The 15,133-nt window shown below is 55.5% G+C and carries 14 protein-coding genes; all 14 read right to left on the reverse strand.

What is annotated here, in order from left to right:
• Positions 1 to 69: 69 nt before the first annotated feature.
• Complete coding sequence (gene lipA / locus V1599_RS08720) at positions 70 to 1,035, reverse strand: lipoyl synthase (protein WP_112011524.1); 966 nt, start codon at positions 1,033 to 1,035, stop codon at positions 70 to 72.
• Between the two features lie 207 nt (positions 1,036 to 1,242).
• On the reverse strand, positions 1,243 to 2,196 hold the full coding sequence (locus V1599_RS08725) for a YbeF family transcriptional regulator (RefSeq protein WP_297119260.1): 954 nt from the start codon (positions 2,194 to 2,196) through the stop codon (positions 1,243 to 1,245).
• A 289-nt stretch (positions 2,197 to 2,485) separates the two neighbouring features.
• Entirely contained in the window at positions 2,486 to 3,127 is a 642-nt protein-coding gene (lipB, locus tag V1599_RS08730; protein ID WP_395301378.1) for a lipoyl(octanoyl) transferase LipB, read from the reverse strand.
• Positions 3,128 to 3,221: 94 nt separating this feature from the next.
• Complete coding sequence (ybeD, locus tag V1599_RS08735; protein WP_112011521.1) at positions 3,222 to 3,485, reverse strand: DUF493 family protein YbeD; 264 nt, start codon at positions 3,483 to 3,485, stop codon at positions 3,222 to 3,224.
• Between the two features lie 106 nt (positions 3,486 to 3,591).
• Positions 3,592 to 4,803 (reverse strand): D-alanyl-D-alanine carboxypeptidase DacA, encoded by a 1,212-nt coding sequence (gene dacA / locus V1599_RS08740; RefSeq protein WP_112011520.1) that lies wholly within the window; start codon positions 4,801 to 4,803, stop codon positions 3,592 to 3,594.
• A 139-nt stretch (positions 4,804 to 4,942) separates the two neighbouring features.
• The gene (gene rlpA / locus V1599_RS08745; protein ID WP_112011519.1) at positions 4,943 to 6,049 is read right to left on the reverse strand and encodes an endolytic peptidoglycan transglycosylase RlpA; all 1,107 of its coding nucleotides are present in this window, start codon (positions 6,047 to 6,049) and stop codon (positions 4,943 to 4,945) included.
• Positions 6,050 to 6,065: 16 nt separating this feature from the next.
• Positions 6,066 to 7,178, reverse strand: a complete 1,113-nt coding sequence (mrdB, locus tag V1599_RS08750; RefSeq protein WP_112011518.1) for a peptidoglycan glycosyltransferase MrdB — start codon at positions 7,176 to 7,178, stop codon at positions 6,066 to 6,068.
• A gap of 2 nt (positions 7,179 to 7,180) precedes the next feature.
• Entirely contained in the window at positions 7,181 to 9,082 is a 1,902-nt protein-coding gene (gene mrdA, locus V1599_RS08755; protein ID WP_297119254.1) for a peptidoglycan DD-transpeptidase MrdA, read from the reverse strand.
• 29 nt (positions 9,083 to 9,111) lie between these two features.
• Positions 9,112 to 9,579 (reverse strand): 23S rRNA (pseudouridine(1915)-N(3))-methyltransferase RlmH, encoded by a 468-nt coding sequence (gene rlmH, locus V1599_RS08760; protein ID WP_003858701.1) that lies wholly within the window; start codon positions 9,577 to 9,579, stop codon positions 9,112 to 9,114.
• A gap of 3 nt (positions 9,580 to 9,582) precedes the next feature.
• Complete coding sequence (gene rsfS / locus V1599_RS08765) at positions 9,583 to 9,900, reverse strand: ribosome silencing factor (RefSeq protein WP_023334893.1); 318 nt, start codon at positions 9,898 to 9,900, stop codon at positions 9,583 to 9,585.
• A gap of 268 nt (positions 9,901 to 10,168) precedes the next feature.
• Positions 10,169 to 10,834 (reverse strand): nicotinate-nucleotide adenylyltransferase, encoded by a 666-nt coding sequence (gene nadD / locus V1599_RS08770; protein WP_297119241.1) that lies wholly within the window; start codon positions 10,832 to 10,834, stop codon positions 10,169 to 10,171.
• The gene (holA, locus tag V1599_RS08775) at positions 10,827 to 11,858 is read right to left on the reverse strand and encodes a DNA polymerase III subunit delta (protein WP_112011516.1); all 1,032 of its coding nucleotides are present in this window, start codon (positions 11,856 to 11,858) and stop codon (positions 10,827 to 10,829) included. Before holA ends, nadD begins: the two co-directional genes overlap by 8 nt.
• Complete coding sequence (gene lptE / locus V1599_RS08780) at positions 11,858 to 12,427, reverse strand: LPS assembly lipoprotein LptE (protein WP_112011515.1); 570 nt, start codon at positions 12,425 to 12,427, stop codon at positions 11,858 to 11,860. The genes holA and lptE overlap by 1 nt, the downstream gene beginning before the upstream one ends.
• Before the next feature lie 14 nt (positions 12,428 to 12,441).
• Positions 12,442 to 15,024, reverse strand: a complete 2,583-nt coding sequence (leuS, locus tag V1599_RS08785) for a leucine--tRNA ligase (RefSeq protein ID WP_112011514.1) — start codon at positions 15,022 to 15,024, stop codon at positions 12,442 to 12,444.
• Between the last annotated feature and the right edge of the window lie 109 nt (positions 15,025 to 15,133).

A 15,133-nucleotide genomic window follows, 5' to 3' on the forward strand; every position in this document is an offset into this window, starting at 1 on the left:
GCATGCAAAAGAAAAAACCGGCGCTTAGGCCGGTTTTTTTTCGCTTAACGGTAAATAAATATTACCGTCTTACTTCACCTCTTCGCCTTTCGCCTGCATGTCGGCGTGGTAGGAAGAGCGAACGAAAGGCCCGCAGGCAGCGTGGGTGAAGCCCATAGCCATCGCTTCGGCTTTCATTTCGTCAAACTCGTCCGGGCTCACGTAGCGCTGTACCGGCAGGTGATGACGGCTCGGCTGCAGGTACTGGCCCAGCGTCAGCATGGTCACGCCGTGGCGACGCAGATCGCGCATCACTTCAATGATTTCGGCATTGGTTTCGCCAAGGCCAACCATCAGGCCAGACTTGGTTGGAATGTGCGGGTGTGCTTCTTTGAAACGCTCCAGCAGCTTCAGGGACCAGTTATAGTCGGCCCCTGGACGAACCTGACGATAGATGCGCGGCACGTTCTCGAGGTTGTGGTTAAACACGTCCGGCGGCGTCGCGGTGAGAATATCCAGCGCGCGATCCATACGGCCGCGGAAATCGGGAACCAGCGTCTCGATTTTAATGGTTGGATTTTTTTCGCGAATCGCCGTAATGCAGTCCGCAAAGTGCTGGGCACCACCGTCGCGCAGATCGTCGCGGTCAACGGAGGTGATCACCACATAACGCAGCCCCATGTCGGCGATGGTCTGCGCCAGCTTTTGCGGTTCGTTAGCGTCAGGCGCGACGGGACGACCGTGTGCAACGTCGCAAAACGGACAGCGGCGGGTACAGATGGCACCCAGAATCATGAAGGTCGCCGTACCGTGGTTAAAACATTCAGCAAGGTTAGGGCAAGAAGCTTCTTCACAAACGGAGTGAAGGCCATTTTTGCGCATCGCCGCTTTGATCCCCTGGATACGCGAAGAGTCTGCCGGAAGTTTGATTTTCATCCATTCCGGTTTTCTTAACAGCGCTTCGCGCTCTGTAGCCACGTTTTTAACCGGGATAAGGGCCATTTTATCGGCATCGCGGTATTTTACACCGCGTTCCATCACAATGGGTTTACTCATAGCGTGCGTGTTCCAGTTGCGAATATCGAAGGAAAGCGTTTTAGTTCAAGGGAATGTTGTATTTATCAACTATTTTTGAACGAACGACAGGCAGTATATCATTTAAAGGGGCGATAAAGCAGCCTGCCGTGTCGCCAATTTGTAAAATAGTTGTTGTTTAGTGCCTTTTGCCCCGCCCATGGCGCGGACGCTTGATGCGCTTCTCAATCAGAAGGTCTGACGGATAATGTTGATCACGTTGTCGAGTACCGGATCGCGCAGGCTGAGCTTGTTGTAATGAAGTGAAATTTCGACAGATTCCGTACTGAGGTGGCTCAGCGGAATGCGCTCAAGCGGCCAGCATTTCTTGAGCAGGTGAAAGAGGCGCAGCGGCATCACGCACAGCATATCGCTGCTGGCAATCAGGGAGGCAATAGTAAACATATTGTAACTGCTGACGCTGACCTGCCGTTCCGGGAAGAGATCGTTAATGCGCTGACGCTGCGGGTTTTGCGCATGGCCTTCAGCCATAAACGATGAATGCTCATAATGGCGAAGATTGTCGAGCGTTGGCGGCTGGCCCAATGCCGGGTGATGCTGGCGGCAAACGAGGACCAGGCTGTCGGCGTAAAGTACGTGCTGCCCTAACGCCCGTGCGCTAGAACTGCTGACGTCAATAACCAGATCGGTCTGGAACTGTGCCAGTTGGGTTTCGGGTTCCTGAACCGGCACGTTGCGCAGGAGTAGCTGCGGTGCATGCTGCTTGACGGCCTGGTAGATGGCGGGCATAACCAGAACGCCAAGGGAAGGGGAGGTGCCGATGGTGATGGTTCTCTGCTTATCGTAGCTGCCGGTTAAATCAAGCGCGCCGAGAATCGATTCAAGCCCCTGGCTAATGTACTCATGTAAATGGGTTGCGTAAGCAGTTGGCGTGACGCCCTGGCCTTTGCGAATAAATAACGGATCGGGAAATATGGCGCGCAGCTTTTGAATAGACTGGCTAATTGCGGAAGGCGTGAGGTTAAGAATTTTAGCCGCGTTAACGATACCCTTGTGGACATATACCGCCTCAAAAATAGTCAATAAATTGAGATCAATATTACGTAAAGTCCGAAAAATTTGTGGTTTATCATCTCCAACGGTTTCGTTGATACGCTTTGTTGGTAAATTCTTATACTCCACGCTTTCACTCCGTATTCATTCACAGTATGAATGATAGTTGAATTTATTTATTATGCTTGTAGAGATTCGTAAAATAATTGACGTATTTCACTGGCTTATCAAAAACGAACAGTTGGGTGATTATCACGCATGTTGCATATGCCCCGCAGCCTGCACGGGCGGGGCAAGAGAATATGTAATGCTAATATGCGGGAGCATCGAAAATATAGAATCTACTGATTTTTGTAAAGTATAAAAGCAGTAAATAAATCACGGTCCGGAGAATAATCGGACCATGATGTATGGTGTATTAAGCGGTGATATATTCGTGGGGAGGATTGTTAAGTAGCGCTAAAAGATTGTTTAATAGCGCTGGTCGAATATTATCGGGGGTGGCGTCTTCTACCCACTGGCGCATTTGCGTCATTTCCATGCCCGCATAGCCACAGGGATTAATTCGCTGGAAGGGCGTCAGATCCATATTAATATTGAGCGCCAGCCCGTGGAACGAACAGCCTTTGCGGATGCGCAGCCCAAGCGAACAGATCTTCTTCTCACCCACGTAGACCCCCGGCGCATCGGCGCGCGGATGGGCGTCAATGCCGTATTCTGCCAGCGTATTAACGACGGTGTTTTCCAGTAAGGTCACCAGTTCACGCACGCCAAGCTTCCTGCGCTTCAGGTTCAGCAGGACATACACGACCTGCTGGCCCGGGCCGTGGTAGGTCACTTGTCCACCGCGATCGCTTTGAATCACGGGAATGTCGCCCGTCATCAGCAAATGTTCCGCTTTTCCGGCTTGGCCCTGGGTAAAGACCGGCGGATGCTCTACCAGCCAAATTTCATCTGGCGTGGCGTCGTCGCGTGAATCGGTGAAGTCGTGCATAGCCTGTGAGACAGGCTCATAGGGCTGTAGCCCGAGGTGGCGGACAAGAATTTTATCCTGATACAAAACAACGTCTCCGAAGACGAGGGACAAATGGGATTGGGGAGTATATCACAGCGGGGAAGTGGGTTACCCGGCTAACCGGGCAACCCGAAAGGGACTACAGCACCATACGAACAATTTCGATATTGCCGAGCTCTTCGTACAGCGTTTCAACCTGCTCAATGTGCGTTGCATTAATGGTGATAGAGACAGAGTGATAATTGCCTTTGCTGCTTGGTTTCACCGACGGAGAGTAGTCGCCCGGCGCATGGCGCTGAACCACTTCAACCACCTGATCAACCAGCTCAGGTTTCGCCAGACCCATTACTTTGTAGGTAAATGAGGTAGGGAATTCAAGCAGTTCGTTAAGTTTGGTTTTCATGTCAGCTCCGGCGTAACGTCAAAAAATAATAACTCCCACGTCGGGTGGGAGTTATCAGGATACTTAGTATATGGGGATCAAAATCACACTTTCAAGTGTTCAATTTTTAGCCAAACCAGTGATGGAACATCAATTTAATGTAATCAATGATTTTACCGAAGAAATTGCCCTCTGGAATTTCATCCAGCACGACGAGCGGACGCTGATCGATGGTTTTGCCGTCCAGCTGGAAGTTGATGGTGCCGACAACCTGGTTTTTCTGCAGCGGGGCATGCAGTTCGGTGGTGTTCAGCACGTAGCTGGCCTTCAGGTCTTTCATACGGCCGCGCGGGATGGTCAGATAAAGGTCTTTATCTACGCCGAGCGACGCGCGATCGTTGTCGCCGAACCAGACCGGCTCAGACGCAAATTCTTTACCTGCTTTCAGCGGGTTCACGGTTTCGAAGAAGCGGAAGCCCCAGGTCAGGAGTTTTTTGCTTTCCGTCTCACGGCCCTTGAAGGTACGACCGCCCATCACCGCAGAGATCAGACGCATTTGACCTTCGGTTGCCGAAGCCACCAGGTTATAGCCTGCTTTATCGGTATGACCGGTTTTAATGCCGTCAACGTTCAGGCTGTTGTCCCACAGCAGGCCGTTACGGTTGGTCTGGCGGATGCCGTTGAAGGTGAACTCTTTTTCTTTATAGATGGAGTACTCGTTTGGCACGTCGCGGATCAGCGCCTGGCCGATCAGCGCCATATCGCGCGCAGAGCTGTACTGCCCTTCGGCGTCCAGGCCGTGAACGGTCTGGAAGTGGCTGTTTTTCAGCCCCAGCGCAGAAACATAGCTGTTCATCAGGCCCACGAAAGCATCCTGACTGCCGGCCGCAAAGTCCGCCATCGCCACGCAGGCATCGTTACCGGACTGCAGGTTGATGCCGCGGATGAGCTGGGAAACCGGCACCTGCATGCCTGGCTTCAGGAACATCAGGGATGAGCCTTTGAACACTGGGTTACCCGTTGCCCATGCGTCGTTACCGATGGTCACTAAATCGGTTTCTTTAAACTTACCCGCCTTCATGGCCTGGCCGATAACGTAGCTGGTCATCATTTTGGTCAGGCTGGCCGGATCGCGACGCGTGTCGGCGTTCTGTTCTGCCAGCACTTTGCCAGAGTTGTAATCGATCAGGATGTAGGATTCCGCATCGATCTGCGGAACGCCAGGGATCATGGTCTTGATGTTCAGGTCATCCGCGTGAGCCGCAGAAAATGCAGCCGCGCATAAGGCCGTGGTCAGCGCCATGCGCTGCACAAAACGAGCAGAAAAAGTGGTCTTCATGGTCAGAACTACGACATCCGTGATGGAATTAAAAAAAGTGCCCTACTATAGCAAATGCTATACGGGCAGGCATCCGACTTTAAGCGTGAGTTTGTTAACGTTGTTTACACAAACTGACATTTCGGATACCGCCGATTGATTATTTTGCAACAGTAATAAACGACTGCAGCTGTGCCTCGCTTTGCAGGCGCTGCTGCAGGCTTGCGGCCTGGGATTTGCTCGCAAATGGGCCCATCTGAATACGCCAGACCGCTCCATTTTGCTCAACGCGCCCGGGCACGCTGAACTGCTGGCTCAGGCGCTGCTGATACTGTTGAGCCCTTGCCTGGTCGCTGACGGCACCCACCTGTACCACATAGCTGCCGCTTGCCGCTGCCGGTGCTGCGACCGCTGCATTTTGCTGTGCGGCGGGGGCCACAACGGGCGCGGGCTGCGCGACCGGAGCGGCTGCTGGGGCTGGCGTAGGTTCGCTGCCCTCAAGCACGCCGGAAGCTAAGGTTGTTGGCGCACCGAGGAAGCCGCTGCTTTTCACCGGCGCACCCGTGCTGTCATCGCTTTGCAGCGTATCGTTGCTGATGGCGCGAACTTCGCCCTGAGGCTGGGCTGGCTCTGCCGGAGAGGACACGCCGCCCATGCCACCGCTCAGGTCAGGCCGCGCGGGAAGGGCGTAGGTCTGTTTAGCCACCGTCGTACAGGCGGTGCCCGGACCAGAGAGCGTGCCGTCCTGCGCAACAATAATCGGGTCGATACGCACCTTCGTATTGTTAGAGGTGTTCAGGCGGTCGGCGGCGGCGCGCGACAGCGAGATGACGCGGTCATTGCCGTATGGGCCACGATCGTTAATGCGCACCACAATCATGCGGCCGTTTGCCAGGTTGGTTACGCGGGCATAGCTTGGGATAGGTAGCGTTGGGTGCGCGGCGGTGATTTGCATCGGATCGAACGTCTCGCCGGATGCCGTCAGGTTGCTGCCGGGCTCTGCGTCATAAATGGCGGCAAAGCCGGCCTGGCTGAAGCGGGACGGATCCTGAACAATTTTGTAGCTCTTGCCGTCGCGCTGGTAATCCTGATTGGCGCTGGCATTCAGCGGTTCATAGACAGGATCGGCACCGCTGATTTCGACTATCGGGCCATTACAAACCGCAGGCTGCGGCGGCGCGACGGTTGCCTGTTGCTGACCATCATCACTGGTACAAGCTGCAAGTAAACTTGCTGCGATACAGATCCCCAGCCACTGCTTACGCATTGCAAACCCCTTATTTTTATACGCTTTTTGACAACATTTTTCTGTGGGTATGGATCGACATGACGATACCAAACCCGGCCATCAACACGATCAGTGCCGAGCCCCCGTAGCTCACCAGCGGCAGCGGAACGCCTACAACCGGCAGAATACCGCTCACCATACCAATATTTACGAAGACATAAACGAATAAAATCAGCATCAATCCACCCGCCATCACGCGGCCAAAGGTGGTTTGCGCCCGCGCGGCAATCCACAGGCCGCGCATAATCAGCAGCACGTAGAGGGCAAGCAGGATCAGAATGCCCACCAGCCCCAGCTCTTCGGCCAGAACCGCAAAGATAAAGTCGGTATGTCGTTCGGGTAAAAACTCCAGCTGGGACTGCGTGCCGTGCAGCCAGCCTTTACCGCTCAGGCCGCCGGAGCCAATCGCAATCTTAGACTGGATAATGTGATAGCCCGCACCCAGCGGGTCGGTTTCCGGATCGAGCAGCATCATCACGCGCTGACGCTGATAGTCATGCATCAGGAAGAACCAGAGGATCGGGATAAAGGCCGCCACGAGCACGACGGCGATGCCGATCAGGCGCCAGCTCAGGCCAGACAAGAACAGCACAAACAGGCCGGACAGGGCGATCAGAATTGAGGTGCCCAGGTCAGGCTGTGCCGCTACCAGCAGCGTTGGCAGGAAGATGAGCACCAGCGCGATGGCCGTATTCTTCAGCGAAGGCGGGCAAACGTCGCGGTTGATAAAGCGCGCCACCATCAGGGGAACGGCAATTTTAGCGATTTCCGAAGGCTGGAAGCGGACAATCCCGAGATCCAGCCAGCGCTGTGCGCCCTTTGAGATGGCCCCAAAGGCGTCCACCGCAACCAGAAGAATAATACAGAAGATGTAAAGATACGGCGCCCAGCCCTCATAGACGCGCGGTGGGATCTGCGCCATCACCACCATGATGACCAGACCCATTGCGATCTGGCCAATCTTGCGCTCCATCATGCCGATGTCCTGGCCGCTTGCGCTCCAGATCACCATCGCGCTGTAGAAGAGCAGCGCCAGCAGGATCAGCAGCATGGCAGGATCGATGTGGATTTTGTCCCACAGCGATTTTTTATTTGGATTATCCGTCATGATTATTGGTCCTCCGCCGCAGCGGCCGCCGGGTTTTCAGCCGGCAAGTCGGTGTTATTGTCGCCCAGCATAATGTGATCGAGGATCTGGCGCATGATCGTGCCCACTGCCGGGCCCGCGCCGCCGTTTTCCAGGATCATGGCCACCGCAACCTGCGGGTTGTTATAAGGGGCAAATGCCGTCATGAGCTTATGGTCGCGCAGACGTTCCGCAATACGGTGGGCGTTATAGGTCTCGTTGGCCTTCAGGCCGAACACCTGCGCGGTACCGGATTTCGCGGCCACTTTATACGGCGCGCTGGCGAAATATTTATGTGCCGTACCGTTCGCACGGTTGGCTACGCCGTACATTCCGTCCTTGGCGATCTCCCAGTAGCCGGAATGAATATCGCCAACGGGTGGCTCATGCGGCTGAACCCACGGCACTTTTTTGCCATCTTCAACCGTGCTTTGCAGCAGATGCGGTACTTTTACTACGCCGTCGTTGATGAGGGTCATCATCGCTTTGTTCATCTGAATAGGCGTTGCCGTCCAGTAGCCCTGGCCGATACCGACCGGGATCGTATCTCCCTGATACCATGGCTTCTTAAAGCGCTTCAGCTTCCACTCGCGGGTTGGCATGTTGCCTGAGCGTTCCTCGGCAAGATCCACGCCGGTGTAATGCCCGTAGCCAAATTTACTCATCCACTCCGACAGGCGGTCAATACCCATGTCGTAGGCGACCTGGTAGAAGAAGGTATCCGCGGACTCTTCGAGCGACTTCGTCACGTTCAGATGGCCGTGGCCCCATTTTTTCCAGTCGCGATAGCGTTTTTCAGAGCCGGGAAGCTGCCACCAGCCCGGATCGAACAGGCTGGTATTGCGGGTAATGACGCCTGCGCTCAGCGCGGATACGGCCACATACGGTTTCACGGTGGATGCCGGAGGATAGACCCCCTGGGTAGCGCGGTTGACCAGCGGCGTGTTCGGGTCGTTCAGCAGGCCGGAGTAGTCCTTGCTCGAGATACCGTCGACGAAGAGGTTGGGGTCGTAGCTCGGCATTGATACCATAGCCAGAATCCCGCCGGTTCGCGGATCGGTCACGACGACGGCCGCGCGGCTACCCGCCAGCAGAGTTTCAATATACTGTTGCAGCTTGAGGTCGAGCGTCAGATAGACGTCGTGCCCCGCCTGAGGCGGCACCTCTTTCAGCTGACGGATTACGCGGCCACGGTTGTTAACTTCAACCTCTTCATAGCCGGTTTGTCCGTGAAGCACTTCTTCGTAATAGCGCTCAATGCCGAGCTTGCCGATATCGTGCGTCGCGGCGTAGTTCGCCAGCTTGCCGTCTTTATCCAGCCTTTCGACGTCTTTATCGTTTATTTTTGAGACGTAGCCGATGACGTGCGTCAGCGCGGAACCGTAAGGATAGTAGCGGCGCTTGTAGCCTTTGACCTCAACGCCGGGAAAGCGGTACTGATTCACGGCAAAGCGGGCAACCTGGACTTCCGTCAGGTTGGTTTTCACCGGAATGGAGGTAAAGCGATGCGAGCGTGAACGCTCTTTTTTGAATGTGGCAATGTCGTCGTCGGTCAGGTCGACCACGCTTTTCAGCGCTTCCAGCGTATCCTGAACGTTATCTACCTTTTCCGGCATCATCTCGATTTGGTAGATGGTGCGGTTCAGCGCCAGCGGCGTACCGTTGCGGTCGTAAATAATGCCGCGGCTGGGCGCGATGGGAACCAGCTTGATGCGGTTCTCGTTTGAGCGCGTCTGGTAATCGGTATAGCGGACGATTTGCAGATTATAAAGGTTGGCGATCAGCACGCCGGTCAGCAGCAAAATCCCCAAAAAGGCGACCAGCGCCCGGCGCACAAACAGCGCGGACTCAGCCGTATAGTCGCGAAAAGAATTCTGTAGTTTCATCCGCTGCTTAATCTACCCTGGTCAAGTCACTACTCGCGGTGATAGGGGTGGTTGGTCGTTATGCTCCATGCGCGATAAAGACTTTCTGCCACCAGTACCCGAACGAGCGGGTGGGGGAGCGTCAGCGCGGAGAGAGACCAGCTTTGTTCTGCCGCTGCCTTGCAGGCGGGGGATAACCCTTCCGGGCCGCCAATCAGCAAACTGACGTCACGGCCATCCTGCTTCCAGCGCTCAAGTTCGTGCGCCAGCTGCGGCGTATCCCAGGGTTTGCCTGGGATATCGAGGGTGACGATGCGGTTTTTGCCTGCGGCGGCCAGCATCAGCTCACCCTCTTTATCGAGAATACGTTTGATATCCGCGTTCTTACCGCGCTTTCCTGCTGGGATCTCCACCAGTTCGAACGGCATATCTTTGGGGAAACGACGCAGATATTCAGTAAAACCGGTTTGTACCCAGTCCGGCATTTTGGTGCCGACGGCGACCAGCTGCAACTTCACGCATTAACCCCAGAGTTTTTCCAGCTCATACAGACGACGGCTTTCGTCCTGCATGACGTGGACAATAACATCGCCAAGGTCGACAACCACCCAGTCAGCGGTCGCTTCACCTTCAACGCCAAGCGGTAACAGCCCTGCGGCGCGCGATTCCTGAACAACATGATCGGCAATAGAAACCACATGGCGAGTAGACGTTCCGGTGCAGATAATCATGCAGTCGGTGATGCTGGATTTACCCTTAACGTCGATAGCGATGATGTCCTGACCTTTCAGGTCATCAATTTTGTCGATAACAAAATCCTGGAGTGCTTTACCCTGCAAGTTTTCCCCCTGGGTGAAAAGATGGTGCAACAAAGAATTTGTGGTCAGCCAGTATACCTGAACTGAGGCCAGTGTCGGGACAAATGTCACCGTCCGGGCTTTTGAAGGCGGGTATCATCCCACCCTCCGCCTGAGATTGCATCGCCATTTTTGTAAAACAATTTCTGTAAAGCAATGTTCGGCGGGAAAGTCTGGCAGCGGAGGATAACAGCATGACTTTACCTGTCAAGGCAGGATAATCAATAAGGGGCTTTTTCACTCGCCGGGATTATTCATCTGCTCTTTTCTGATACAAACCGTGCTGGTGAATATATTCCAGCACCGGGGTGGGCAGCAGGTCCTCACAGGGCAAGCCTGCCTGTAAGCGCTCGCGGATCAGGGTTGCGGAGATATCAAACCACGGCGTTTCAGCCAGATAGATTTTACCTGCGGGCAGCGTATGTAGCTCGTCAATATTGTCCGTTAAATGGGCTTCCAGCCATTGCTGATACTGCTCTTCGCGCATGGTCAGAGGATAGCCCGGACGACGGGTGACGATAAGATGGCTGTTGCGCAGAATGGTTTCGTATTTGTGCCAGCTTGGGAAGTTCAGCAAAGAGTCCTGGCCAATAATAAACGCCAGCGGTTTCTCCGGCCCTTGTTCTTCGCGCCACTCCCGCAGCGTCTCGGACGTCCACGAAGGCGCGTCGCGCTTGAGTTCGCGCTCGTCGAGGGTGAACAGCGGCTTGTCGGCAATCGCCAGCGCGAGCATGGCTTTACGCTGCTCGCTGGTCGCTTCCGGCTGAGGGCGGTGCGGTGGAACGTTGTTAGGCATAATAATGACGCGCTGCAGGCCAATCAGGTTTGCCAGAATTTCGACGGGCTTGAGGTGCCCGTAGTGTACCGGGTCAAAGGTACCGCCATACAGCGCCTGTAGAGAGTGCATATTATCCATCAATAAATACGTCGGCCAGCGCCTTATGGCACAGCAGCAGAGAGAGGCTTTCAAGCTCTTCCCACACCGATTGACCGTAGTCCTGCTTCAGCGTCAGCTCGGCGCGCGTGAGCAGATGCACCGCCTGGCGCAGCTGCTCGTGGCCGAGCCGGTTAATGGCTTCGGTGGTCATCGCCCTGCGGTTTTGCCAGACGCGGTGTTTGTCAAACAGCGTGCGCAGCGGCGTGTGGGCCGACTGGCGCTTGAGGTTGATTAACAGCAGCAGCTCGCGCTGGATCGTGCGCAGTAAAATAACCGGTTCGCTGCCTTCGAGACGCAGCTGCTGCAGGATATGCAGCGCGCGCTTACTCTTAGCGGCCAGCAGCGCGTCGACCCAGTGGAACGGCGTAAAGTGCGCGGCATCGTTAACCGCCTGCTCAACGCGCGGCAGCGTCAGCTTGCCGTCGGGCCACAGCAGGGATAGCCTGTCGAGCGCCTGCGCAAGCGCCAGCAGGTTGCCTTCATAGCAGTAGCAGAGCAGCTGATTCGCCGCGTCGTCCAGCAGCAGGTTCTGCTGCTTTGCCCTTGCCGCAACCCACTTAGGCAGATGCGCCTGCTCGGGCGTCTGGCAGGTCACAAGCACCGCGTTGGTGGCGAGCGTCGTTATCCACGCCGCATTTTCCTGCGCTTTAGTCAGCTTATTGCCGCGCACAATCAGCAGCAGATCGCCGTGAAGCAAGCTTACCAGCGTCGCCAGCTGTTCATTAATCGCCGCGTTAGGGCCATTTTCCGGCAGCAGAATCTGAATGGTTTGACGAGAGGCAAACAGGCTCATCGCCTGGCAAATCGAAAAAATCGCATTCCAGTCGGTGCTGTTATCCAGCTGGAAGGTGTGGTGTTCATCGAAGCCCTGCGCCGCCGCCGCGTGGCGAACGGCATCAAGACTTTCCTGAAGCAAAAGCGGGTCGTTTCCGAGCAGCAGGTACGCCGCGCGCAGCCCTTCATTGAGCTGCGCGCGGAGTTGTTCAGGATACAACCTGATCATCAGTTACCCAACGAGGTGGCTGCCGGAAGCGAGGCTGCCTCAGGCTTGTCGACAATGTCTGAACCCTGTTTAGACGTTGCCGCAATGCGCGGCAGCTGACGGATCAGCTGTTCCGCTGCCTTGTCGTACATTTCGTTAATGATAATTTGCTGTTCGGCATCTTTCGCCAGCGCCGTCTGCGGGTTATCAAAGAACGAACGGTAGACCTTGGTGCTGATCGGATAGATGTCTTTACCCGGGATCAGCACGGCTGCGCTAACCGACATGACCATCTGATATTCCGCCGTGCGTCCGTCCTGGAAGATGGACGCCGTGTCTTTGCTCAGCGTCGAGCGGAGGACGCGGAATGACGGTACATCCTGGCGAAGCGTGTCTTTCTCGATAATCTCCACGCCGTTCAGGCGCAGCTGACTGCGAAGCGCGCGGCTAAGTGGGCCGTTCGGATCCGAAGAGTCGAAGATCATCGTTTTCATCTGCTCTGGCACCGCCGTTGTGTTGCGCAGGTGCCAGCCGCAGCCGGCGGTGACAAGCACCGCCAAAGATAAAAGTATTGTTGCCAGTTGTCGCACGTTTCCTCCCGCGCTTAGCCAACGACCAGATTAAGCAGTTTACCCGGTACGTAGATAACCTTACGTACGGTAACGCCCTCAAGATATTTCGCAACCAGATGCTCCTGGCCCGCGCGCTCGCGCACTTGCTCCTCGGTTGCATCAACGGCGACGGTAATTTTACCGCGCACTTTACCGTTAACCTGCACGACGACCAGCGTGGTGTTTTCCACCATTGCCGCTTCGTCCGCTACCGGCCACGGCGCGTTGTCGATATCGCCCTCGCCCTTCAGCGCCTGCCACAGGGTGAAGCTGGCGTGCGGGGTGAACGGGTTAAGCATGCGAACGACTGCCAGCAGCGCTTCACGCATTAAGGCGCGATCCTGCTCGCCGTCCTGCGGTGCTTTTGCCAGTTTGTTCATCAGTTCCATAATAGCCGCAATTGCGGTATTGAAGGTCTGACGACGGCCGATATCATCGGTGACTTTAGCAATTGTTTTATGCACATCGCGACGCAGCGCCTGCTGATCTTCAGTCAGTGCGGCAACGTTCAGCGCAGGGGCATCGCCCTGAGAGGTGTGCTCGTAAACCAGTTTCCAGACGCGTTTCAGGAAGCGGTTAGCGCCTTCAACGCCGGATTCCTGCCACTCGAGCGTCATGTCTGCCGGGGAAGCAAACATCATGAACAGGCGCACGGTATCGGCACCGTAGCGCTCGACCATAACCTGAGGGTCGATGCCGTTGTTTTTGGATTTGGACATCTTGCTCATGCCGGTATAGACCAGCTCGTGGCCTTCGGCATCTTTTGCCTTCACGATGCGGCCTTTTTCGTCACGCTCAACGATGGCATCAACCGGAGAAACCCAGTTACGCTCGCCGTTTTCGCCTACGTAGTAAAACGCGTCGGCCAGAACCATACCCTGGCACAGCAGCTGTTTTGCCGGCTCGTCGGAGTTCACGAGGCCCGCGTCGCGCATCAGCTTGTGGAAGAAGCGGAAGTAGAGCAGGTGCATGATGGCGTGTTCGATACCGCCGATGTAGATATCCACCGGCAGCCAGTAGTTCGCCGCGTCGGAATCAAGCATGCCTTCCTGATACTGCGGGCAGGTATAGCGCGCGTAGTACCAGGAGGACTCCATAAAGGTGTCGAAGGTGTCGGTTTCACGCAGCGCAGGCTGGCCGTTCACGGTGGTTTTTGCCCACTCTGGATCGGCTTTGATCGGACTGGTGATGCCGTCCATGACCACGTCTTCCGGCAGAATCACCGGCAACTGATCTTCAGGCGTCGGCACCACGGTACCGTCTTCCAGCGTCACCATTGGAATCGGTGCGCCCCAGTAACGCTGACGGGAAACGCCCCAGTCGCGCAGACGATAGTTCACCTTACGCTCGCCAACGCCCAGCGAGGCCAGCCTGTCGGCAATCGCGTTGAAGCCTTCTTCGAAGCTCAGGCCGCTAAATTCACCGGAGTTGAACAGGGTGCCTTTTTCGGTCAGCGCCTGCTCGGAGAGGTCAGGCTCAGAACCGTCGGCCGCCAGGATAACCGGCTTGATGTTCAGGCCATATTTGGTGGCAAATTCGTAGTCGCGCTGGTCGTGCCCTGGAACAGCCATCACTGCGCCGGTACCGTACTCCATCAGCACGAAGTTAGCGGCCCATACCGGAATTTCTTCCCCGGTCAGCGGATGCACGGCTTTAAAGCCGGTATCAACGCCTTTCTTCTCCATGGTCGCCATTTCGGCTTCAGCCACTTTGGTGTTGCGGCATTCGTCGATGAAGGTCGCCAGCTCAGGGTTGCTCTCGGCCGCTTTCTGCGCCAGAGGGTGACCCGCCGCCACGGCCAGGTAGGTCGCTCCCATGAAGGTGTCCGGACGGGTAGTGTAAACGGTCAGCGTCTGGTCGTAATCCTTCACGTTGAAGGTGATTTCAACGCCTTCAGAACGGCCGATCCAGTTGCGCTGCATGGTCTTCACGGTGTCAGGCCAGTGATCCAGATTATCCAGATCGTTCAGCAGCTCGTCAGCGTAAGCGGTGATTTTAATAAACCACTGGGGGATCTCTTTACGCTCAACCTTGGTGTCGCAGCGCCAGCAGCAGCCGTCGATCACCTGTTCGTTTGCCAGAACGGTCTGATCGTTCGGGCACCAGTTAACGGCGGACGTTTTCTTGTATACCAGGCCTTTTTTATACAGCTCGGTGAAGAATTTCTGCTCCCAACGGTAATATTCCGGCGTACAGGTCGCCAGCTCGCGGCTCCAGTCGTAGCCGAAGCCTAGCATTTTGAGCTGGTTTTTCATGTACGCGATGTTGTCGTAAGTCCACGGCGCGGGGGCGGTGTTGTTTTTTACCGCGGCGCCTTCAGCAGGCAGGCCGAATGCATCCCAGCCGATTGGCTGAAGAACGTTTTTACCCAGCATGCGCTGGTAGCGAGCAATCACATCGCCAATGGTGTAGTTACGCACGTGGCCCATGTGTAGTCGACCAGAAGGATAGGGAAGCATCGACAGGCAGTAATACTTCTCTTTGCTCTCGTCTTCGGTAACTTCAAAGGTACGCTTCTCGTCCCAGTGTTGCTGGACTTTGGATTCTATCTCTTCCGGGCGGTATTGCTCTTGCATGGCAGCCAGTGGTCCTGTGTTCAATACAGCTACAAAATGTAGCCAATGGATGTGGTAATTCAGATCCGCATAGCATAGCCCAAACGTACGCGTCAAAACAGCCTTTCGC

Origin of the sequence: Enterobacter sp. ECC-175 (assembly GCF_043968675.1) — a bacterium.
GTDB lineage: Bacteria > Pseudomonadota > Gammaproteobacteria > Enterobacterales > Enterobacteriaceae > Enterobacter.